Origin of the sequence: Paenibacillus sp. FSL H8-0332 (assembly GCF_037963835.1) — a bacterium.
Classification (GTDB): domain Bacteria; phylum Bacillota; class Bacilli; order Paenibacillales; family Paenibacillaceae; genus Paenibacillus_AQ; species Paenibacillus_AQ rhizoplanae.
Genome location: NZ_CP150145.1, coordinates 6,669,153 through 6,692,428, shown reverse-complemented (window position 1 = coordinate 6,692,428; position 23,276 = coordinate 6,669,153). Strand labels below are relative to the sequence as shown.

The 23,276-nt window shown below is 53.9% G+C and carries 17 protein-coding genes; 10 read left to right on the top strand and 7 right to left on the bottom strand.

Translation table 11 applies throughout. The features are described from left to right. Positions 1 to 417: 417 nt before the first annotated feature. Positions 418 to 2,112: a methyl-accepting chemotaxis protein gene (locus tag NST43_RS29110; RefSeq protein WP_209989213.1), complete on the bottom strand. Its 1,695-nt coding sequence runs from the start codon at positions 2,110 to 2,112 to the stop codon at positions 418 to 420. A 193-nt stretch (positions 2,113 to 2,305) separates the two neighbouring features. On the opposite strand from NST43_RS29110, the gene NST43_RS29105 reads away from it, so the two are divergent. Then, entirely contained in the window at positions 2,306 to 2,797 is a 492-nt protein-coding gene (locus NST43_RS29105; protein ID WP_339220841.1) for a MarR family transcriptional regulator, read from the top strand. A gap of 186 nt (positions 2,798 to 2,983) precedes the next feature. Here NST43_RS29105 and NST43_RS29100 read toward each other — a convergent pair whose 3' ends face one another. Then, on the bottom strand, positions 2,984 to 4,876 hold the full coding sequence (locus tag NST43_RS29100; RefSeq protein WP_339220840.1) for an LTA synthase family protein: 1,893 nt from the start codon (positions 4,874 to 4,876) through the stop codon (positions 2,984 to 2,986). A 249-nt stretch (positions 4,877 to 5,125) separates the two neighbouring features. Between NST43_RS29100 and NST43_RS29095 the strand changes: the two genes are divergently transcribed. Further along, positions 5,126 to 7,441: an ATP-dependent DNA helicase gene (locus tag NST43_RS29095; protein ID WP_339220838.1), complete on the top strand. Its 2,316-nt coding sequence runs from the start codon at positions 5,126 to 5,128 to the stop codon at positions 7,439 to 7,441. 53 nt (positions 7,442 to 7,494) lie between these two features. Then, a complete protein-coding gene (locus NST43_RS29090) occupies positions 7,495 to 8,463 on the top strand; it encodes a Gfo/Idh/MocA family oxidoreductase (RefSeq protein WP_339220837.1) in 969 nt (322 codons plus the stop codon). Between the two features lie 27 nt (positions 8,464 to 8,490). Here the strand turns inward: NST43_RS29090 and NST43_RS29085 are convergent, their stop codons facing one another. Both NST43_RS29085 and NST43_RS29080 read right to left on the bottom strand, forming a co-directional pair. Further along, positions 8,491 to 9,171: a CidB/LrgB family autolysis modulator gene (locus NST43_RS29085; RefSeq protein ID WP_209989411.1), complete on the bottom strand. Its 681-nt coding sequence runs from the start codon at positions 9,169 to 9,171 to the stop codon at positions 8,491 to 8,493. After that, positions 9,171 to 9,542, bottom strand: a complete 372-nt coding sequence (locus NST43_RS29080; protein WP_209989414.1) for a CidA/LrgA family holin-like protein — start codon at positions 9,540 to 9,542, stop codon at positions 9,171 to 9,173. The genes NST43_RS29085 and NST43_RS29080 overlap by 1 nt, the downstream gene beginning before the upstream one ends. Positions 9,543 to 9,654: 112 nt before the next feature. On the opposite strand from NST43_RS29080, the gene NST43_RS29075 reads away from it, so the two are divergent. The 7 genes from NST43_RS29075 to NST43_RS29045 all read left to right on the top strand — a co-directional run bounded on the left by NST43_RS29075 (position 9,655) and on the right by NST43_RS29045 (position 19,891). Next, a complete protein-coding gene (locus tag NST43_RS29075; protein WP_339220836.1) occupies positions 9,655 to 10,572 on the top strand; it encodes a LysR substrate-binding domain-containing protein in 918 nt (305 codons plus the stop codon). 117 nt (positions 10,573 to 10,689) lie between these two features. Next, positions 10,690 to 10,974 carry an aspartyl-phosphate phosphatase Spo0E family protein gene (locus NST43_RS29070; RefSeq protein ID WP_339220835.1) on the top strand — a complete coding sequence of 95 codons (285 nt, stop codon included), beginning with the start codon at positions 10,690 to 10,692 and terminating at the stop codon, positions 10,972 to 10,974. 143 nt (positions 10,975 to 11,117) lie between these two features. Further along, the gene (locus tag NST43_RS29065; RefSeq protein WP_209989197.1) at positions 11,118 to 12,524 is read left to right on the top strand and encodes a DNA-binding protein; all 1,407 of its coding nucleotides are present in this window, start codon (positions 11,118 to 11,120) and stop codon (positions 12,522 to 12,524) included. A 403-nt stretch (positions 12,525 to 12,927) separates the two neighbouring features. After that, entirely contained in the window at positions 12,928 to 13,314 is a 387-nt protein-coding gene (locus NST43_RS29060; protein ID WP_209989194.1) for a MarR family transcriptional regulator, read from the top strand. Further along, positions 13,307 to 15,067, top strand: a complete 1,761-nt coding sequence (locus tag NST43_RS29055; RefSeq protein WP_339220833.1) for an ABC transporter ATP-binding protein — start codon at positions 13,307 to 13,309, stop codon at positions 15,065 to 15,067. Before NST43_RS29060 ends, NST43_RS29055 begins: the two co-directional genes overlap by 8 nt. Then, positions 15,064 to 16,968, top strand: a complete 1,905-nt coding sequence (locus NST43_RS29050) for an ABC transporter ATP-binding protein (protein ID WP_339220832.1) — start codon at positions 15,064 to 15,066, stop codon at positions 16,966 to 16,968. The genes NST43_RS29055 and NST43_RS29050 overlap by 4 nt, the downstream gene beginning before the upstream one ends. Positions 16,969 to 17,662: 694 nt before the next feature. Then, complete coding sequence (locus tag NST43_RS29045; protein ID WP_339220831.1) at positions 17,663 to 19,891, top strand: MMPL family transporter; 2,229 nt, start codon at positions 17,663 to 17,665, stop codon at positions 19,889 to 19,891. Between the two features lie 392 nt (positions 19,892 to 20,283). Here NST43_RS29045 and NST43_RS29040 read toward each other — a convergent pair whose 3' ends face one another. From NST43_RS29040 to NST43_RS29030, 3 genes are all read right to left on the bottom strand, one after another. Next, positions 20,284 to 20,601, bottom strand: a complete 318-nt coding sequence (locus NST43_RS29040) for an antibiotic biosynthesis monooxygenase (RefSeq protein WP_339220829.1) — start codon at positions 20,599 to 20,601, stop codon at positions 20,284 to 20,286. 42 nt (positions 20,602 to 20,643) lie between these two features. Continuing rightward, positions 20,644 to 21,363: a 3-ketoacyl-ACP reductase gene (locus tag NST43_RS29035; RefSeq protein WP_173135974.1), complete on the bottom strand. Its 720-nt coding sequence runs from the start codon at positions 21,361 to 21,363 to the stop codon at positions 20,644 to 20,646. 244 nt (positions 21,364 to 21,607) lie between these two features. Next, positions 21,608 to 23,161 (bottom strand): FAD-dependent oxidoreductase, encoded by a 1,554-nt coding sequence (locus NST43_RS29030; RefSeq protein WP_339220827.1) that lies wholly within the window; start codon positions 23,159 to 23,161, stop codon positions 21,608 to 21,610. Positions 23,162 to 23,276: the final 115 nt, after the last annotated feature.

The following is a 23,276-nucleotide window of genomic DNA, read 5'->3' as shown; positions in this document are numbered from 1 at the left end:
ACTGGCTGCGATGGAATAAAAGGCTGTCCTGTATGTGGGGGTGTACCACATCAGGGCAGCCTTTTGTTTCTGATTAGGAAATTATGATTTTCTTTTATTGTGGATAAGCCAGTCAGGCATGTAATCGAAAAACTGAATACATATGGGTGCTGCTGCGCCGAGTGAAGGGCCCCATGCATCACAGCTAGTAACATTTTAAGAGAAATCCTGCACGAACTGCAACAAATTCAGCGATAACTTGCTCTGAACACCGAAATTTGTGCAAATAATGCAACAATGTACTTCAACCAGTAAAAGGGATAGAGAAATCCTTCCAAAAGTGCAACATTACCGCTCCTTAAAAGCGGCCGGTGAGGGAGGCATTAGCATCGTTCACCCGCAGGATGATTTTGTTCGAATAATATATAAAGTTCCGTCCTAAATTTTGAAGTTCTCGACCAATACCTGCAGCTTCTCTGCGAGGGAGGAGAGGAATGCAGCGGAGGATTCGACCTCCTGCATGGCCGCAAGCTGTTCCTGGGACGAGGCGGACAAGGTCTCTGCACCCTCGGCCGTCTGATTGGAGACCGCTACGATCTTCTGAATCGAAGTGACAAGTCCGTCAGAGAGCAGGGCCAGCTCTCGGACCGTGGCCGAAATCTGCTGACTATGAGTAGACATCTCGGAGACAGAGGCCTCAATCTCGGAGAAGGAATGTCCGGCCGCGATAATCATCTCTTTACCGTGATGCATCTCTGCCGTGGAATGCTTCATGGTGTCTCCAGCCTTGTCCATCTGCTGGACAATCAGACTGACCAGCTCACCGATCTGGCGGGCAGATCCGGCCGAACGTTCAGCCAGCTTGCGTACAGAGCCTGCCACAACGGCGAAGCCGCGGCCCTCTTCTCCGGCCCGTGCAGCTTCAATAGCCGCATTAAGGGATAACAGGTTCGTTTCCTCGGCAATACTGGCTATGGTGCCGACGATATTCTCAATCTCTTTGGAATGGCTGCCCAGCGTCTCAATAATGCCGGATAGATCCGAGATGCTTGCGCCCACAATGGCCATCTGGGAGGTGGTCGAGTCCATAGATTCCCGGCCTGTACGGGCCTTCTGGGAGTTGATGGCTGCCTGGTTCATTGCGCTGTCGGCATTGCCTGCAATTTCGGTAATGAAATGCGACATATCCTGTATGGCCTTGAAGCTGCCCTCCAGATTCTGCAGCTGGGTATGTGCCCCGTCGGCCAGATCCAGGGTGACATTAACACTGTGCTCTCCGGCGCGGTTGGTCTCCTGGGCGCTGGCGGACAGCTCCTGGGAAGAGGAGGCAACCAGCATGGACGTATCGTTGACCTGTGTGATTAGGTCACGTAGATTCAGGGTCATCGCATTGAAGTCGCGGGCAAGCTTGCCGATCTCGTCCTTGGCTGTGAAGAGCAGCGGTTCCCGGGTCAAATCGCCTTTGGCTACCGTGTTGACGGATGCGGACAGCTTGGTCAGCGGGCTGACCATCCGGCGGATCAGCAGATAGGCGGCGAGAATCGCAATAATTAGAATCGAGCTGCCAATCAGGAAGGGCTGGGTAATGATATCCATTGTCCGGGATTGAATTAACGGGCCGTCGAAGTTAATCGCCATTAATGCAATGATGGGTTTGGTAGGGTCATGGTCCTGATAGATGGGACCGTAGCCGGTTTTGAGGGAGGTGCCCTGATATGTATACACTTTCGAGTAGGCGGAATGCTTCATGGCAGTTATCATTTCTTTATCTTCATCTGAGAAGTAGAAGGGGTCTCCAGCTTTGTAGCCGCGTTTTTTGAAGTTTTTGTCAGCCGCCAGCACCTTGCCGTCCAGTGACAAGATGAAGGCTTCTTTGAAAATAGGCTTGTGATCACTGATCCATCCGATGCGGTCTTCAATCGCAGTTAGCTTGCCGGTATCCCCGGCAGCCAGAGCGGTTATGTCGGCAGGATCGATAAGGCCGGTTGTTATATTCGCGCAGCCTACCAATTCAATGCCTGCAGCTTCATCGATCTGCTTGTAAGCTGCATGATAACCGAAGAAGCCTATGGATGAACCAACCAGTAGCAATACAATCAGCATCATCCATGTTAATTTTGTTGCTAATTTCATAACAAATATCACCAGTCCTGACTCTTTAATATTAAGTAAGTTTTAGTTATCACTGCTACGATTATAGCGCATACGCTCAGGTTTGAGCAGACGTCAAAAAAAAAGAATTTTTATGTCGGAAAATGATGGATTATGTATAAAAAATCATAGATTAATAGGCGTGGAATCCTATTTTATTTCCAAAAATGTTTGTATGTCTAACCGGTATAATGGTACGCTTGAGGCAGAACGAACGGACTGGGAGCTGAAAGGGATGTCGCAAGAAATCAATCCGTTGATCGAACGTGTGGGATTATCCATGTGGAAGGTTCAGCGCAGAATCATGTCGCAGATGTCAATGCATAAGGAATTAGGGTTGACCGTGCCGCAATTCGGGCTGCTGCATATGATCTTTCAGGAGAAGCAGGCACGGGTGATTCAACTGGCGGACAAGATGGAAGTGAAATCCAGTGCAGTCACCGTCATGCTGGACCGGCTGGAGCTGCTGGGGCTGATCGCCCGCGTTCCAGACGAGAACGACCGCAGAGCGGTGATCGTCACGATCACCACTAAAGGGCAAGAGGTGCTGGATGAAGCACAGCGCCGTTCGCTGCTGCTGCTGGAGGAGCATCTGGCCGTTCTAGAGCCGGAAGAGCTGGAGAACTTCGCGGATTATTATCTCATGCTGGAGAATCAGGAACGTTAATATAAACATTACAACAAGGCAGCGCTTCTCCCGTTACGGAGAGGCGCTGCCTTGTGTCTAAATATACGAATTTATATGTTTCACATGATAACTTATCCTTCTATTTCTCGCTGAAACGGTGCCGGCCTTTAAAAGGACGGCAAAGCCGTTTCCACTTGTCCACTTGTGAATCTGCTTATCAAGAAATTATTCTCCGGCAGGTTCTTTGTCCGGCAATTGTGTGACGTAGCTGTCCGACAGCTGGCGCAGCCGCAGAGCGCGGTTGTATTCATCCTCGTTGCCGGCAGGAGCAGTACCTCCGGCAGCCAGCGGATATTGGGTGTTATCCTCGAAGCTGTTCCCCGGAATCAGCAGGGCGGAGCTGGAAATGAACGATCCGGTAGGCAGATAGTAGCGCTGCGGCAGCAGATTGTAGGACTGGCTGAGCAGATCCTGGCCGAAATGCAGGTTGTGATCCATCGATACCCCCAGCAGGCTGGCAGCCGTAGGCATAATATCCACTTCTCCGCCTACTTGCTCAAGCTTCTGCGGAGCCAGTCCCTCGCCATGAATGAGCAGCGGGATATTGAGCATATCTGCGTAGCTATATTCATGGCCGTAGATTTCCTTCATTAGTTCCTTGTCGTCATTATCAAGCGAATAGATGGGCAGTCCCATGTGGTCGCCATAGACCATAATCAGGCTGTCCTCCCATAATCCGTCCGCCTTCAGCTCATCCACGAATTGTCCGAAGGCATAATCCGCGTAGTTCTGTGAGCGGACATAATCTCCGACAAAGGTACCTTCATACCGTTCAGGAAGCTTCATCTTATGCTTCTCTGCAGGAATAGTGAACGGGTGATGCGCAGACATGGAGATGACCTGGGCATAGAACGGCTTCCCGGCGTCGTTCATTTCCTTCAGCTTTTCCGAGGATTTGCGGTAGAGCACTTCATCGGAAGCACCGAAGAAGAAGGCATCCTCGTCTCCGAAGAATTTATGGTCATAATAATTCTCCCAGCCCAGTGCTTTGTACAGCTCACCCCGGTTCCAGAATTCCACCACATTGGTGTGGAAGGTGGCCGTCTGATAGCCGTTGTCTCCCAGCAGACGGGGCAGACTCGGCAGCTGCTTGTCGATATAAGACATGGTAGCCGCACCCTGCGGAGGAATATAGAAGGATGAATTGACCACGAATTCCGCATCGGAGGTATTGCCCTGGCCGACCATCTGATAGAAGTTCGTGAAGTACAGGCTCTGCTCCATCAGGCGGTTCAGGTTAGGGGTAACCTCCTGGCCGTCGACCTTCAGACCCAGCAGGAAGCTCTGGAAGGACTCCAGCTGGATTATAATCAGATTTTTGCCCTTGGCGGCACCAGCATAAGCCGATACTGCCGAAGAGTCGATGCCCTTGAGTTGGTTAATCGTGCTCTGTGTGATTTCACTGGCCTGGACCAGCTCGGTTTTATCTTTGGCAAAGATCGTGTATGCTTCATAATTAAGGATGCCCATCTCCTGGGCCTTCTTGATCTCATTCATGCTGGCCTTATTCGGAAGAATATTGAACAGGCAGAGTCCGAGCGAGACCGCGAACAGTACGACATGCAGCGTCCGGCCACTGCGCCGGTTGATCTGGTCTTTTTTATAATTGCGTCCGTTCTTGTTAATGAAGAAGTAGAAGCCCAGCACGATAATATCGGTGAAGATCAGCAGATAATAAGGGTCCATCAATGAGAACACGCTGTTCTTGACGGCAGTGACCTGGTTCACCTGCTCGGCGGCATGGTAAGTGACAATGACCCCGTAATATTTGAAGTACATAATGGCGGCAAAAAAGATCGCGGTAACCAGCAGATTGACCGTCATGTAATAGCCGAGCTTCCGTCTGGAGGCAAAGCGCTCAATCAGGAAAAACAGTGCCCAGACAAAGGGCAGCTCCGTCAATACGGATTGCCAGAACTGTAAATCATCAAAGATTACACCCCAGGCCAAGAGGCTTTTGAACAGAAAAAGAATGGAAAAGAACACAAATGGCTTAAGGAGCCATCGTTTCACAGTTTGGGATGACACAGCTTCGCCTTCTTTCTGAAGAATGAACATGTTTCCCGGCTGAGAGGAAACAGCAGCATGAGGACATAAGAATACCATTATCAATAGAACTTATTATGCAGTGCCAGGGAACGAATGTCAAAATCAGAAGCGGCCGTATACTCCCTGGAGCGCGCGTAAACTACGGCCTGAATGCACCCGGCGCAGACCATACCCTCAGGCGCGTTAATATCGGCGTTAAACGAAGAATATGAGCCTTACGCAACGGAAGCTGGCGGAAATTATTGGAGGTGGGGACAGATGGAGCATACAGAAATCACACTGTCCGTGAGGGCGCTCGTGGAATTTGCCTACAGCAGCGGCAGTCTGGAGCCGGGCTTCCGCAGTGGAGCCGCCATGACGGAGGGGACGCGCAGCCATCAGCTGATTCAGAAGCAATATAAGGAAGGGGACCGCAAGGAGGTCTACTTGAAGACCGCAATTCCTTACGGGGACCTGCTGTTCCAGATTGACGGGCGCTGCGACGGTCTGCTTACAGCTGAGGATGGGAGCCTGACGGTGGAGGAGATCAAGTCCATGGCCGGAATTCCGGACCCTGCGCTTGAAGGGAAGGAGGTCCACTGGGCCCAGGCTTACATGTACGCCTACATGCTGGCAACGGAGCTTGCGCTTCCCTATATACAGGTGAAGCTCACCTATGTGCAGCGGGGAAGCGAGGCGCAGTACAGTCTCTACCGGGAGATGACCCGCGAAGCACTGACGGCCTTTGCGCTAGAAACAGTAAGCAGGTATGCACCGTATGCTGAGATGATGGTCCGTTACAAGGCGAAGAGAGGAGAGAGCATCCCGGATCTGTCTTTTCCGTTCTCGGCTTACCGGCCCGGCCAGCGCCATTTCGCTGCCGCCGTCTACACCTCGATAGCCGAGGGGGCCAATCTCTTCGCCCAGGCACCGACAGGCATCGGCAAAACCATGTCTACCCTGTTCCCGGCCATCAAAGCGCTGGGCGAAGGCAAAGCGGCCGGTATCTTCTATCTGACCGCCAAGACCGTTACACGGATCGCGGCACAGGAGGCGGCCACGATGCTGAACCGCCGGGGGCTGCATCTGCATGTCATTGCCCTGACGGCGAAGGATAAGGCCTGCTTCCGGGAGGAGGGAATCTGCGGCAATGATTCCTGCGCTTATGCGGAGGGGTATTATGACCGGATCAACGGCGCGCTGATTGATATGCTGGAGCAGGAGACGCTGATGACCCGGGAGACGATCGCGGACTATGCCCATAAGCATCGGGTCTGCCCGTTTGAATTCTCCCTGGATGCTGCCTATGCCAGCGATGTCGTCATCTGCGATTACAATTATATCTACGATCCGCGCATCAGTCTGAAGCGCATGTCTGAGGAGCGTAAGAAGAACACCGTGCTGCTGGTGGATGAAGCGCATAATCTGGTGGACCGGGGCCGGGAGATGTATTCTGCTTCGCTGACCAAGGCGCCCTTCCTGGCGCTCAGCCGGACCTACAAAGCGGCGAATCCCCGGCTCGGCACTGCCGCCAAAGCGGTGAATGCCTTCTTCATTGCGCTGCGCAAGAGCTGCGGTGACAAGCGGGCGGGAGAGTGGACGGACTATCCGGAAGAACTGCCGGAGCTGCTGGAGAACTTCGCGGCCGAAGCCGAGCTGGAGCTGCTGAACAACTCTTCCCCGGCAAGCTCTGCGCAGGCGGAGGAGGACGGGACAGTCAGCCTGCTGGATACCTATTACGCTGTTCAGGGGATGCTCCGTACCTTCAAAACCTACGATGAACGCTACATTACTTATGCCGAGGTGCGCAGCGGAGATGTGTATCTGAAGCTGTTCAATCTCGATCCGTCGCATCTGCTGCAGCAAATGGGCAAGAGCTTCCGCAGCCAGATTCTATTCTCTGCGACCCTCTCACCGCTCTCGTATTACAGGGATATGATTGGTGCGGGAGAGGAGGATTACAGTCTGAGCCTGGCCTCGCCTTTTCACAAAGAGCAATGGCAGGTAGCTGTGCTGCCGGTATCGACCCGGTTTCATGACCGGGAGGCTTCTATACAGCCGCTTAGCGATGCCCTCAAAGGCCTGGTCTCGAAGAAGGGAAACTACCTGGTCTTCTTCCCCTCTTATCTGTACTTGAGGAATGTCTATGAGGTGTTCACTGAGAAGTACCCCGAAGTCCCTACGCTGCTGCAGGGCAGTGGCATGAGCGAGCCGGAGCGGGAGAGCTTCCTGGCGGCCTTCCGTCCTGACAACCCGGAGCCGCTGCTCGGCTTTGCCGTACTGGGCGGTATTTTCTCAGAAGGGGTGGATCTGCCCGGTGACCGGTTGAACGGGGTGATGGTCGTGGGGGTCGGACTCCCGCAGGTCGGTCTGGAGCGCAATCTGCTGCGGAGCTATTTCCAGTCGCAGGGCAAGAACGGCTTCGATTATGCGTATATTTACCCAGGAATGTGCAAGGTGCAGCAGGCCGGAGGACGGCTGATCCGCAGCGAGAACGACAGCGGGGTCATTATACTCGCAGACGACCGCTTCATGCAGCATTCCTACCGGCAGCTGCTTCCTGAGGAGTGGCAGGACTACTCTGTCATGACCTAAGCGGGTATAATCTATTGAAAAGGCATTCATCAGACAACTCAGGAGGTAATGACATGACGCTTAATATCGGACTCGTTGGAACAGGCTGGTTCTCCAAGGTACATGCAGATTTGCTGGCGGGCATGGAGGATGTGTCGCTGAAGGCTGTTTGCGGCAGCAGCAAGCCCAAGGGGGAGGAAATGGCCCGCCCTTACGGGGCCGAAGGCTACGGGGAGATTACCGAGATGCTGGACAGCCATAAGCTGGATGCCGTCTACGTCTGTGTGCCGCCGCAGTCGCACGGGGCGATTGAACGGGCGCTGATCCGCAGGGATATCCCCTTCTTCATCGAGAAGCCGCTAGGCTCAAGTACGGCCATTCCGGCCAGTCTGCTGGAGGATATCAAGCAGCATCAGCTGCTGACCTCGGTAGGCTATCACTTCCGCTATCAGGAGAATATCCAGCGGCTGAAGCAGACGCTTGCCGGAGACAAGGTAGGGATGATTACCGGAGAATGGATGGGCGGAATGCCCGGCGTGGCGTGGTGGCGCAATCAGGAGCAGTCTGGCGGACAATTCACGGAGCAGACGACGCATATCGTTGACCTGGTGCGTTATTTGGCTGGTGAGGTGACAGAGGTCTACGGCATGTTCGGCAACCGGATTATGCATGAGAAGCATGAAGGGGTGACCGTAGCCGATGTGGGCACCGTGTCCTTGAAGCTTGCAAGCGGCATTATCGCCAGCATCTCCAATACCTGTGTGCTGCCCGGTGAGGTGAACAAGGCCGGAATCAGCTTCTATAATGACAACGGAATGCTTGACTGGAACCCGGAGCGTCTTCTCGAAGTCCGCAGCGGGGACAGCAAGGAATACAAGAATTCGGGCAATCCTTACGCGGTAGAGAGCGAGGCATTCCTGTACGCCGTCCGCACCGGGGACCGCTCCCGTATTCTCAGCGATTATGAGGACGGGTATAAGACGCTGAAGGTAACCTGCGCCGCGTATGAATCCGCCCAGAGCGGATTGCCTGTGAAGCTGTAGGTCTCCGTCTTAGGGCCAGGGAGCTGCTTAATGAATGAACACTGCGAGCAGTGCGGGTGCCAGCCCAATGGAGAACAGCGCCGCCAGAATCATTGAGATACTGGAGATGGTGCCGGTCAGCGAGCTAAGCTCGAAGGCCTTGGAGGTGCCGGTGCCATGCGCTGCGGTGCCCAGCGAGACTCCGCGAGCCACTTCATTCTCAATGTGGAAGAGGCGCAGCACCGAGGGCCCCATCATGGTTCCAAGTACACCCGTGAGAATGACGAAGACTGCGGTGATGCTGGGAACCCCGCCGATGCTCTGCGAGATGCTCATGGCAATCGGTGTAGTTACCGAACGGGGGACCAGGCTGGTGGCCAGATCTCCGCTCAGGTGCATTAATTTGGCCAGCAGCATGGAAGACAGTACAGCCGTTACCGTTCCTGACAGCACGCCTGCCGCAATTTCGGCGGCGTGCTTTTTGAGTAGCTTGAAGTTCTTGTGCAGCGGAATCGCAAAGGCAATTGTCGCTGGCTGAAGCAGGTCCGACAGCCATTTGCCGCCTGCATTATAGGATTCATAAGAGCTGCCTGTGATCAGCAGGAAGCCGATGATTGCCAGCGGGGTGATGATCAGCGGAGAGGTGTACATTTTGCCGCTGGCTGCATAGATCCGTTTGGTTACAAGGTATACCGCGATGGTAAGTCCAAGGAATAATAGTCCGGTCATCATGAGCTTCTACGCTCCTTTACTTTATAGATAACGCTTGTCAGCAGACCCGAGCTGGCCATGACAGCGAAGGTGCCCACGAGCACAACAGCCAATACTTGCAGGCCGAAGGATTCAAGCAGCTTCGAGTAGTTCATCACCCCGATAGCCGATGGAATGAAGAACAGCAATAGCTCAGCCAGCAGCCACGAAGCTCCTGCCTCCACCCAGTTCAGACGGATCACGCCGGATTCGAGCAGCAGGAATAAAAGAATCATCCCGATAATACTTCCGGGAAGCGGAATATGCAGTAGTGAGGTCAATCCGTTAACCAGCAGGGAGAACACGGTTAGTCCAGCCACCTGCAGTAAGCCTAAGGCAATCTTTTTCATCATGATTACCTCCTTTCATCTCTTACTGAAATTTTACATCCAATTCTTTCATAGGTAAAATGAATAGATTGAATAGCTCACATTCTAATTGTCTATACATGGAGGTTACCTAATGGATATCAGACAGCTGGAGTATTTCGTGCAGGCCGCCAGGCTGAACAGCTTCTCCAGAGCCGCAGAATCGCTGTATATTACCCAACCGACCATCAGCAAGATGATCCGTAATCTGGAGACGGAGCTTGGGGCCGATCTGTTCTACCGCGAAGGCAAAAGCATCCGCCTGACGGATGCCGGAGAGCTGCTGCTCGTCAAGGCGCAGAATATTGTAGAGTCCTTTGCCAGCCTCTCCTCTGAGCTGGACAGCCTGCGCAATCTGAAGCGGGGGCATATCCGTATCGGACTGCCGCCCATGGTGGGGGCCAGCTTCTTCCCGGCGGTCATCGGGGAATTCCACCGGAAGTATCCCGAGGTGACGATCCGGCTGCATGAGGACGGAGCGAAGAAAGTAGAGGATGACGTAGAGTCCGGCTTGCTCGACATCGGGGCGATTGTGCTGCCGGTAGACCAGACACGGTTCCACAGCTTCACCTTTGTGGAGGAGAAGCTGGAATTGCTGGTTCCCGCAGGACACCGTCTGGACGGAGCCCGGCAGGTGCCGCTGAAAGAGCTGGCCGAGGAGGAGTTCGTCCTGTTCCGGGAGGACTTCGCCCTGCATGACCGGATTATCTCGGAATGCGTCAAAGCGGGCTTTCAGCCCAAGGTGGTCTATGAAAGCTCCCAGTGGGATTTGATCAGCCGGATGGTCGCCGCCGGAATGGGCATTGCGCTGCTGCCGGAGACCATCTGCCGGGATATCGACCGTTCGCAGGTAACGGTCATTCCCCTGACTGAGCCGGTGATTCCCTGGCAGCTGGGCATGATCTGGCGTAAGGAACGCTACCTGTCCTTTGCCGCAAGGGAGTGGATTGCTTTTGCGATGAATGTACTCGGGGAGCGGTATCTCCCGCCGGAGCATCCTCAGGATATATAAATATCGGAGGTTTATTTTTATACTTCCAGCGACATTTTTTTCTTTTTTTGCAAATTTTGTTTTTTGGCATCATGATTTATGATAAGGGAGAAGTTGATAGAGAGAAGGTGAGTGACCGTGAACCTTTACCAGAATTCTCCTGATGTTAGCGGCCGGGATTACAGAGAAGACGAGCTGTTCCTTACTATAGAGAACTTAAGAAGCGAGCTCCTGGAGGTTGCCCAGGAACGGAGTCTGAGCGACCACGCAGTGCTGGAGCTTAGCCAGCGGCTGGACGGATACATTGTCATGGCCCAGAACCTGATGATGGAGAGTCTGCGCAGCCGCAAGAACGGAGCCGCGCCCTACGGCAAGAATACGAAGAGCCCGCGGATCAGGAATAAGGCGGCTTTGCAGCAATAATCAATAATACAACCGGTTTTCTGACGGTGTTCGGAACCTGTGGCCCTACTATTGTGGGGCCATTTTGTTGTGCTTTTCATAGTCATGTCCTATAATGGCAATTAATAGAAGGATAACCTGAATGATGGATTGGGAGGTGCCGGGTGGAGGCGAAGCTGACTACATTACGAACGGAAATCGAGAAGAGTCTGTCCCGCTCGGGCCATAATCTTGCCTCATTTGCCAAAATATCCGGCCTGAACCGTGGCAGTCTCAGCGCCATTCTTCACGGCAGTCCGCCGAAGCCCATCTCGCTGGGACAGCTGGATGCCATGACCCGGGCCTTCGGATTCCCGGAAGGCTGGCTGTATCCGCTGTATGTGGATGATTGCTTCAGTGAAGAAAGAATCTCCCGCCGCCGCGTCGAGCCCTTCCTGGTCAAATGTGCCGAGATGGGCAAGCAGCAGTGCATTGAAGAGGTCTTAAGCAGGATTATGGAATATCAGCGGCCGCTCGATATCATCTTCAGGGTGGCAGAGAGGCTGTTCTGCGGCGGCAGAGTACAGGAATCCGTCGTATTCTACAAGCTGATTGTAGACCATGAGCCGGACGGCTATTCCGAACGGATGGCGATTAGCAAATACCGTATCTTCAAGTCTCTGCAGTCCACTCCCGATGTGGATATGGAGCAGAAGCTGCGCGCTGTAATCAGCTTCGAGCCGTATCGCGGACTGCTTCCCGAGGAGATGCAGCTGGACGGGCTGCTGAAGCTGGCGAAGGTATGCTTCGCGCTGCACCGCTGGAAGGATGTAGAGAAATTCGCCGATGAGCTGAGGGCATTAGCAAGCGGCATCTACCGCGAGGAGCTGCGCCGCAGCAAGGGGAAGAGGGCAGAAGCCTTTCAGGCGGAACGTCCGCTGGTGGTCTATTACGGGCATGGTTATCTGCTGAAGGCATCAGCGCTTACCAAGCAAGGGGAGTATGAGCAGGCCAAGAAATACACCGCCGGCTATGCGGATCTCGGATGGTTTGAGATGATGGATGACGAGGGGCGCAGCAGTGTGGACAGCTTCAAGCTGTTTGCTGCCGCCAACGGGTTTACGCTTGAGATTCTGATGGGCAACATCTCTGTATTGCCGTCCTATATCGTTTTCTTGTCCGAGCACCCCGGCGAGATTCTGTCCGGCATGGTGATCATTATGGAGTCGGCCAACCGCTTCGGATTCTCCGCAGATGCGGTGATGTCGCGCTTTTCCCGGGAGATGCTGCGCTTTGAACAATTCCAGGATACGATCAATGTGGACCGGGTGTACCGTCTCTATTATCAGATTGCGATCTACCATATCTCCCGCAAGCAATATGCCAAGGGAATAGACTATATCATTCATTGTCTGCGTCTGGCCATCAGGCTGAACAACGGCAAGGACTTCATTAATTGTGTAACCTTATTTGAACTGAACAGAGACTACGCCTCGGATACCCAGCAGAATGCGTACCGGGAGCTGATCAGGGAGGTGAGAGCGCATGAAGAGATCACTGTTGATGACGGCCAGCGTTTTGGTATTGTTTAGCTTCATTCTTGCGGGTATAGGAACAGATCAGAAGTCCAAGACCAGAGGGCTAACTGCTGTTGAACACGGAGTGGAATTCTAAAGCGGATTAGAGCAGTGAATTGTATAGCTTAGATAGACTCCCCGGCCCTTTGTGTCGAGGGAGCGTTTGTGCGTGGATATGTGAAATAAATTACATAGTGAGGGCGTAATCAGGAATTGACAAATTGCAGGCACGAAAATATAATTAGGTAGCCTAATTAGTATATGATTTAATTATTTGTAGACCTAACTAAAATGAGGTGGAAGCATTGGGATAGAGCGGGAAGGTGAAAACTCAGTCGGGCACAAGCTTTTCTCAGCATTAAGGAAGCTGCGCAAAGGGCATTGGCATCACTCGGTGGAGGGGCATAAGCCAAGTGAGATGACTTTACTGATATGTATAGCACGGGCGTCACATTCTACGGATCTGGGACTTAAGGTGTCGGAGATCAGCCGTTTCCTGGGATTGACTCCGCCCACGGTAACCCAGCTGATTAACAGTCTTGAAGCCAAGCAGATGGTTGAGCGGCAAGCCGATGCCTCCGACCGTAGAGTAGTGCGCATCAAGTTGACCGAACAGGGCAAAATTATTACACGCAAGGCCAGGGACCACATGGACGCTACCCTGCAGAAGATGGTGGCGTATCTGGGGGAGGAAGAATCTGACCAGCTGGCGGAATTGCTGTTGAAGGTCTATGCCTTCATGGAGGATAATCCTCCGCCTAACTTAGACCGGCTACAAATGAACGGAGATGAGAAGCTTGATTAAATTAATGAAACAACTGAAGCCCTTCCGCTTGGCCATCGCAGGGGTATTGATTCTGGTATTCCTGCAGTCCATGGGTGATCTGTATCTTCCCACCTTGATGAGTAACATTATCGATAAAGGGATTGTGGACGGAGACCAGCCGTATATCTGGAGAATCGGCGGCTTCATGCTGCTCGTGGCGGCAGGCGGTGTGCTTTGCTCTATTATTGCCAGCTATCTGTCAGCCAAAGTGGCGGCAGGCTTCGGGAAGAATACCCGTTCCCGGGTGTTCAATCATGTGGAGAATTTTACACTTCATGAATTCGATAAGCTGGGCACGGCCTCATTAATTACACGTACCACTAATGATATTACACAGGTTCAGACGGTACTGACTATGATGCTCCGCATGATGGTTGGTGCTCCGATGATGATGATCGGCGGTATTATTATGGCGGTGTCGGAGGATGCCAAGCTCTCGCTGATCTTTGTGGTGGTGATTCCGCTGCTGGTTGGGGCGATTTTTTTCATCGGAATGAAGGGTCTTCCGCTGTTCAAGGCGATCCAGATCAAGCTGGACAAATTAAATCTGGTGCTGCGCGAGCATCTGACCGGTATCCGCGTCATCCGCTCCTTCAACCGGATTGAGCACGAGAACAGACGGTTCAGTGAGGCGAACCGCGACCTTACCGACACAGCGATTAAAGTCAACAAGGTGATGGCGGGACTGATGCCGTTGATGATGATCGTCATGAACTTCTCGATGATTGCCATTCTGTATTACGGCGGAATCCGCATTGGTGACGGGGATCTGAAGGTTGGTTCTCTGATGGCATTCATTCAGTATGCGATGCAGATTATGTTCTCGCTGATCATGGTATCGATGATGTTCGTACTGATTCCAAGAGCTTCTGCCTCAGCACTGCGCATTAATGAAGTGCTGGATATGCAGCCTGAGATTAAGGACCCTACCTCTGCGGAACTGAAGACTACGGCTACAGCTACCCATAAGGACGGCCGTGACGGATTGCGCGGGTATGTGGAGTTCGACAATGTATCCTTCGCTTATCCGGGTGCGGAACAGGCGGCCTTGTCGGGAATTACCTTCAGTGCGCGCCCCGGTGAGATTACCGCCATTATCGGCGGAACCGGGTCAGGTAAGTCGACGCTGCTGAACATGATACCTAGATTCTATGATGCTATAGAAGGTACGGTGAGTGTGGACGGTGTGGATGTGCACCAGATGACGCAGGAGGAACTGCGGAGCAAGATTGGTTATATTCCGCAAAAAGCCGTGCTGTTCACCGGTACCATCAACGAGAATATCCGTTACGGCAAAGAGGATGCTACTGAGGAAGAGATTCTTCATGCCGCCAAGGTGGCACAGGCCTATGACTTTGTCACAGCGATGAAGGAAGGCTTCGATTCAAGCATCTCCCAGGGGGGCGGCAACGTCTCCGGCGGCCAGAAGCAGCGTCTGTCGATCGCCCGTGCCCTCGTCCGCAAACCGGAGGTGTACCTGTTCGACGACAGCTTCTCCGCGCTGGACTTCAAGACCGATGCCAAGCTGCGTGCCGCGCTCAAGGCGGAGACTACGGAATCTACTGTCCTTATTGTCGCACAGCGGGTAAGCACAGTAATGGATGCAGACCGGATTATCGTACTGGATGAAGGTCAAATTGTCGGAATGGGCACGCACCGCGAGCTGCTGGATAACAATGAGGTGTACCGCGAGATCGTATCCTCGCAGCTGTCAGAGGAGGAAATAGCATGAGTGAACAGAACAAAGCAGCGAAGCCGCCGCAAGGCGGCAGACACGGCGGCTTCGGCGGTGGACCGGGCGGCGGTCCCGGCATGAGAATGCCCGCCGAGAAGGCGAAGGATTTCAAGGGCACCCTGCGCCGCCTGGTCCGGTATTTGCGTCCGCGCCAGGTTCAGCTAATTATTGTATTCGTGATGGCGATTGCCAGTACCGTATTCAGTATTTTCAGCCCCAAGGTTATGGGGAAAGCAACGACCAAGCTCTTCGAAGGCGCTTATGGCAAGATGATGGGCGTGGCTGGGGCCGAGATTGATTTTGGCTATGTGAATAATATTCTGATTATTCTGGCCGCGCTGTATCTGTTCAGTGCACTGTTCAGTTACATTCAGCAGTATGTAATGGCCGGTGTGGCGCAGAAGGTTGTCTATGATATGCGCGAGCAGATCAACAGCAAGCTGGAGCGGCTGCCGCTGAAATATTTCGATTCCCGGACCCACGGGGAAATTCTCAGCCGGGCGACCAATGATGTGGACAACATCAGTACCACCCTGCAGCAGAGCTTGACCCAGCTGATCACCGCCATTGTGACGATTGTCGGGGTTATTGTGATGATGCTGACGATCAGCCCTTGGCTGACCCTGATTACGGTCGTTACGCTGCCGCTGAGCTTCGTGGTGATTATGCTGATCACCAAGCGCTCCCAGACTTATTTCGTCGGACAGCAGAAATCGCTGGGCCAGCTGAATGGTCATGTGGAGGAGATGTATACCGGGCACCGGATCATCAAGGCTTTTGGACGGGAGAAGAATTCACTGAAGGACTTCAATGCCATCAATGAGGACCTGTATAACTCCGGCTGGCGCTCCCAGTTCATCTCCGGGATTATTATGCCGCTGATGATGTTCATCGGGAACCTGGGGTATGTGCTGGTGTGTGTGGTCGGCGGGATCTTCGTGACCAAAAAAGTGATCGACGTCGGCGACATTCAGGCGTTCATCCAGTATTCGCGCCAGTTCACCATGCCGATTACGCAGACCGCGAATATCGCCAACATTATTCAGTCCACCATCGCTTCGGCAGAACGTGTATTTGAACTGCTGGATGAGGAAGAGGAAGTTCCTGAAGTGGCAGCTACACTGGCGAAACGTTCAGCAGCTGCCGAAGAGGGCTCTGTGGAATTCCGTCACGTGCAGTTCGGCTACAAGCCGGGTGAACTCCTGATTGAAGACATGAACATCGAGGTCAGCCCGGGACAGACCATTGCGATTGTAGGGCCAACCGGAGCCGGCAAAACCACGCTGATCAACCTGCTCATGCGCTTCTATGAGATCAGCGGCGGGGAGATTGTGATCGACGGTGTGAACATCACCGATATGAAGCGCAGTGAGCTGCGCAGCAAATTCGGAATGGTGCTCCAGGATACCTGGCTGTTCAACGGGACCATCCGCGATAATATCGCTTACGGGCGAGAAGGGGCTACGGAGGCTGATGTGGTGCGGGCGGCCAAGGCCGCGCATGCCGATCACTTCATCCGTACGCTGCCGCTCGGGTATGATACGATTCTGAACGAAGAAGCCTCCAACATCTCCCAGGGTCAAAAGCAGCTGCTTACCATCGCCCGGGCGATTCTGGCCGATCCGTCCATCCTTATCCTGGATGAAGCGACCAGCAGCGTAGATACGCGGACAGAGGTGCAGATCCAGAAGGCGATGAACACACTGATGCACGGCAGAACCAGCTTCGTCATCGCTCACCGCCTGTCCACCATCCGTGATGCCGACCTGATCCTGGTCATGAACCAGGGTAGCGTCATTGAGAAGGGCACCCATGTGGAACTGCTGGAAGCCGGCGGCTTCTATGCCGATCTCTATAACAGCCAGTTCTCCGGGGATGACCTGCCGGACGCAGGCTAATCCCGATTGGTTCCAAGATAAGCTGAAACGAATGCCGTCCTTTTAAAAGACAGCGTAGCCGTTTCCACTTCATAGCTCCACTTGATAGCTCAGCCCCGGCGTTCATTGCAGAGAGTCTTCGGACAGACTTTGCGTGGACGCCGTTTTTTATCTAATGCACTTCTAACCTAATCTACCTAATACACTCAATCTACCCAACCCAACCCAACCCAACCTCCATCTATCCTCAACCAACTCCCATCTAACTCCATCTATCGTCCATCGCGCGATTTCACCATTTCCTGCCCAAAATGCAACTTTAACCGCATCCAATTCACCTCAGTAAGAAAATGTTGCATAGAATACACGATTCTTCCTCTTATCTAGCAGCTACAAGTAAAATTCCTGCATTCCCTGCAACAATCCTCCGAATACCCGATTATTGGTGAGCAGAAGCTGCATTAATTGCAGCATTTCTGGTCTGGTCCGCACATAGTGAGCATTTAATCCGGGGGAATTCTCTAGTAAATGGTTATTGTAACTCTCTGTTGTAAGAGGTAATGAATCAAGATATTCCGGTGACGATGCAGCAGATTAAAACTCTAGTTTTCTACGAAACGAGAAAAAAGGTTTGCTTAAAATTTTCGGGGTATATATGATAAGATTATCAAAATGACCCGTGGCTCATTTTTGGGGCGGACGGACAGGAGAGAGGATGAAAGGTATGTCAGGCTACGGAAAATGGGTAGCAGGGAGCAAGACCAAATGGATTACTCTGCTGGTGTGGATCGCGGTGGTTGGAGTGCTGACCATGCTATGGCCTTCGGTGAACTCTCAGGTTGCCAATAATGCACCTAACCTGCCGGAGAATTCACAATCGGTGCGGGCATCGGTCGTTGCCGAGAGAGAATTTCCGGCCGGAAGCGGAGTGCCGGCACTGCTTGTATGGCATCGTGACGGCGGAATATCGGAGGAGGACCTCGTACATATAACCGCAGTATACAGCAAGCTTGAGCAGCAGCCTCTGGAGCATCAGAACTTCGTTCCGCCGCTGGGTAAGCTGCCGCCGCAGGCGCTGCAGGCGTCCTTGTCGGAGGACCGGAGCACGATCGTCACCCCGGTGTTGTTCGACAAGACGGCGGACAGCGACCAGCTAGGCGATTCGCTAACCAGCCTGAAGAAGCTGATTCAGACAGAGACGGGGGCTGACCCGTCTGCCGCCAAGCCGGACAGCGGAGACTTAAGTCTGCGCGTATCCGGTCCGGTCGGAATCTCGGTGGATGCTACCGGACTTTTCAAGGATGCCGATGTATCGCTGCTAATTGCAACCGTCATTCTGGTGCTAGTCTTCCTGCTCCTGATCTACCGTTCGCCGATTCTGGCCCTGATTCCGCTGGTTGCTGTAGGCTTTGCTTATGGTGTAACCAGCCCGGTGCTGGGCCTGATGGCCAGAGAAGGCTGGATTACGGTGGATTCGCAGGCGGTCTCGATTATGACGGTGCTGCTCTTCGGGGCAGGGACAGACTATTGTCTGTTTCTGATCTCGCGCTTCCGCCAGATGCTGAAGGTGGAGGAGAATAAGGGGCGTGCACTGCTGAGTGCCATTTCCCACTCCTCCGGGGCGATTGCGATGAGCGGCTTCACAGTGGTGCTCGCACTCTTCGCTCTGCTGCTGGCTAAATACGGCGCGTACCACCGGTTTGCCGTGCCGTTCAGCGTCTCCATTCTGATTATGGGGGTGGCCAGTCTGACCCTGGTTCCGGCCTTGCTGGCGATCTTCGGACGGACTTCGTTCTTCCCGTTCGTGCCGCGGACTCCGCAGATGGAAGCGGAACGTGCCAAGGCCAAGGGCAGACCGGTACCGCAGCCGCAGCCGAACCGCCGCAAAGGAATCGGGCAGCTGGTCGTTTCCCGCCCCTGGGCCATTGTCGGAATTACAGTAGTGCTTCTAGGAGTGTTGGCCTCGTTCTCCAGCGGAATTAAGTTCACTTATGATATTCTGTCGTCGTTCCCGAAGAATATGGAGTCGCGGGAAGGCTTCGACCTGATCGGCAAGCAATTCTCTCCGGGGGAGCTTGCGCCCGCTAAGCTGATGGTCGATACAGAGGGCTTATCTGGCGGAGAAGACCTGAAATCCGTGCTGAGCAGCCTGTCCTACGTGGATGAGGTCTCAGACCCGCAGCAGGGGGCCGTCAACCCGAAGATTACCGCCTATGATATCGAATTCAAGGACAATCCGTATTCCATCGAAGCGATGAATCATATTCCGGCACTTCAATCTACGGTTGAGCAGGCATTGGCGGAGTCGGGAATCGGGAACGTACAGGATAAGGTGTGGATCAGCGGCCAGACCGCTACCCAGCATGATACCAAGGAGCTTGGGGAGCGGGATACCGATCTGATCATACCAGTCGTAATCGGCTTGATTACGCTGCTGCTGCTGGTCTATCTCAGATCCGTTGTAGCTACGGTGTATCTGGTGGGGACGGTCATCCTGTCGTTCTTCTCGGCACTGGGTCTGGGCTGGATCATCATTCATTATGTACTCGGTGCAGATGCGATTCAGGGTTCAATTCCGCTCTATTCCTTCGTCTTCCTGGTAGCGCTAGGGGAGGATTACAACATCTTCATGATCTCGAATATCTGGAAAAAGAGTAAGCACATGCCGCTGAAGCGGGCGATTGCTGAAGGCGTAAATGAGACCGGGTCGGTAATTACCTCCGCCGGACTCATCTTGGCCGGTACCTTCGCCGTGCTGGCCAGCCTTCCTATTCAGGTGCTGGTGCAATTCGGCATCATCACAGCGATTGGTGTGCTGCTGGATACCTTCGTGGTCCGCCCCTTCCTGGTGCCGGCCATCACCGTCCTCTTCGGGCGGGTGGCCTTCTGGCCGGGTAAGCATGAGGAGATAAGCGAAACCTCTGTTCCAGATACACAGGGTTAACCATAGGGATGCCCCGCAAGGCTATCAGGCCTGCGGGGCATCTTTGTTCACAAATATAGGGATTTTATGCTAAGAACAAAGGAAGTTCCGCGGGCCAAATGAGCGAATGAGGAGCAGAAGTGCACCTGAATTCCCCTGACGCGGGCCAAATGAGCGAATGAAGAGCAGAAGTGCACCTCATTCGCCCCGTACAGCCAGAAGTAGGCTGAATGGAGAACGCTGTAAGCCGCTTTATAAGCTGCCTGGGGCCTGGGCTGTATAAATCCTTGCGGCATTTATCCGTTACGGTGATTTTGTTTAAATATAATTTATAGATTTCTTCTATTTCTCGCTGAAACGGCTGCGCTGTCCTGAAAAGGAAGGCGCAGCCGTTTCTACTTCTATGCAGTTCTTCAGGCCTGGCCGCCCGGAGTGCGGCTGTGCAGCAGCTCGTACTTGTCGAGCGAGGCACCGACAATGGCCTCGTTCTTGCCTGCGCCCCGGTGCGATTCGCGGAAGGCAGGGCTTGAAGTCCAGCCGTTCAGCGCGTCCTCACTCTCCCAGACGGTGGAGATCTTCAGTTCCTCCACACCTTCCTTGGGCGCTCCGTGCCAGACCTCCATGCGGATGAATCCGGGCATACTCTGCACACCGTTATTAGCGCCGAACCGTGAGGCCAGCGCTTCTCCGTGCCCTTCTTTGATCTTAATTGTATTGGTAACTACCAGCATAACATAGTCCTCCTTGTAGGGCTTTCGTAATGACTGCTGTTATTATTGCGGATTGGTGGTCCAGATTCCTGCTGTTTTGAGGAAGACGCGGTCAGGCAGCTTCAGTGCGGCGAGTGTCAGCTCGGCCACGTCCTCGGGCTGCATCATCCGGTCTTCTTCTCCGATCTTAAGGCCTGCGCCTGTAGCCAGGCCTGTATTCACTGTGCTCGGAGTCAGCGCCACGACACGGATATTATGCTTGCGCACCTCCATGGCCAGCGCTTCCGTCATGCCCATCAGCGCGAACTTGGAAGCACAGTAGGCGGAGCCTGTGGCGAAGCCGCGTTCTCCTGCGGTGGATGAGATATTGATAATATTGCCGCTTGAACGCTCAATCATAGCAGGCAGTGCCGCACGGGTTACATAGTAGGCGCCGAACAGGTTGATCTGCATATGCCGTTCCCAGTCGGCAGGGTCCATCTCCAGGAACGTGCCGAACTGGGCGATCCCGGCATTGTTGATGAGCGCATCGAAGGGTCCCAGGGTCTTCTGCAGGGCCATAACTGCGCGCTCGGCTTCTTCACGTACGGCTATATCCGCTACTGCAATACTGACCTTGATGTCATATACCTCAGTCAGAGCCGTCTTCAGCGCCTCCAGATCCGCTGAAGTTCTGGAGATAAGGCCCAGGTTGGCGCCTTCCTTCGCCAGCGCCATGGCGAGCGCCTTGCCGATTCCCTTGCCTGCCCCTGTAATTACAATACTGGTTCCTCTCAAATCCATAACCTGTCGTCACGCTCCTTATAGAATGATGGGTACTGCAAGATCGAATATATTGCTATTATACCTGAGCGGACAGCGACAATCACGCCGGAGCGGCAGCCCCGGGCAATATTATCCTACTATCCGCCCGGGCCGCCGCCGGTGACGCGCATCGCGGGCAGAGGCTCAGTTCAATCGCCGTCCGCTCAGCCGCCGTCGCTCAGCCGCCGTCAGCTCAGCCGCCGTCAGCTCAGTCGCTGTCAGCTCAATCGCCGGCCGTGATTTTCTTAAGCGGCACAGTCGCCGGCCCTTCCAGCACATCGCCTTCATAGGAGAAGCGGGAGCCGTGACACGGGCAATCCCAGGAGCGTTCACCGTCATTCCACTCGCATTCACAGCCCATATGGGTGCAGGTTCTGTCGATGAGATGCAGTTGGCCTTCAGGATCGCGGTAGGCGCCAATACGTTTACCGTCATGGAAGACCACGGCCCCTTGATCCGGTTCCAGATCCTGCGTCTTTGTATGGACAATCTCCACTTTTCCGGATACCAGCTCCTTGGCGACAGAGAGATTCTGCACAACGAAATTCTTGATGGCGGGAACCGCCTTGAAGCGTGAAGGATCGTATAACCCGGTGTAGGGGTTACTGCTGCCCTGAATCGAGTCTGCGATCATGCGCGCGGCCAGGGTCCCGGTGGTCATGCCCCACTTCCCGAACCCGGTAGCGATATAGATTTCTTCGTCCTCTGCCCGTTTGCCGATGTAAGGAACCCGGTCCAGAGTGATCAGATCCTGGGTGGACCAGCGGAAAGGAATGCTGCGGATGCCCAGTAATTCTCCTGCAAACTTCTCCAGATTCTCATAATGGCCGAACGTACAGATGCCTTGTCCGGTCTTGTGGTTCTCCCCTCCGGCGATGACCAGCTTGCGCCCGCCCCATTCCACGGCCCGCAGCGAACGGGTCGGTTCACCGGCACTCAGATACATGCCGCCTTCATAATCCGTTTCCGGTTCAAACGCCAGGCAATAGGAGCGTTCGGCATGCAGCCGCGAGAAGTAGAGAGATCCGCCGTCATAAAAAGGGAAATGCGAAGCAGACACGGCATGGCGGCAGCGGATTTGGTATTTGCCGCCCTCGGTATGAAGGGTTAGGTGTCCGTCCGAATCCACCTGCTCCCCGATCATCGTATGTTCAAATACGGTACCTCCCTTATCCAGAACCGCCTGCAGCAGTCCCTTTAAATATTCAAGCGGATGGAACCGGGCCTGCCCCGGCATCCGGATCGCGCCGCCCGCGCCCAGAGGCAGGGGCACCTGATCCAGCCACTCCCCAGGCAGTCCGAGCTTGCTGTACGCCTCGAATTCCCGGTTCAGCTCCTTCAGCGTTTTCTCATCTCCCTTGTCGGCATAGAGATAGGCGGCTTCCGGCTTCATCCCGCAGGAGAGGTCCAATTCCTCCGCTGTGGCCATCATCCACTCCATGGCCTCACGGTTGGACTGATAATACATGCGGGCCTGCTCCTCACCGAAATTCTTCAGCAGGTTGCCGTAGATCATCCCGTGCTGGGCGGTGATCTTGGCGCTGGTGAAGCCGGTGGCTCCGCCGAGAATCTCTCCGGCCTCCAGCAAGGTGACCTTGTACCCGGCATTGGACAATAGATAAGCGGTGGTAATCCCGGTAATCCCCGCCCCTACAATAGCTACGTCTGTGACATGATCTTCCGCAAGCGCCGCGAAAGAGGGCAGCCCGGTGCTGCTTCTCCATAACGATTCCGGGAATTGCGGAAGACCTTGCGAACGGTGTTCCTGTGAGTTCATAGTACAGTCCCTCCTAAGTCATTATCCATTCAATTATTACCACTCTTCTGGAAATAGAAACGCCACGCTCCAGCCGCAGGTGCATGAAAACAGGCAGGAAGTGCCAATATAAAGA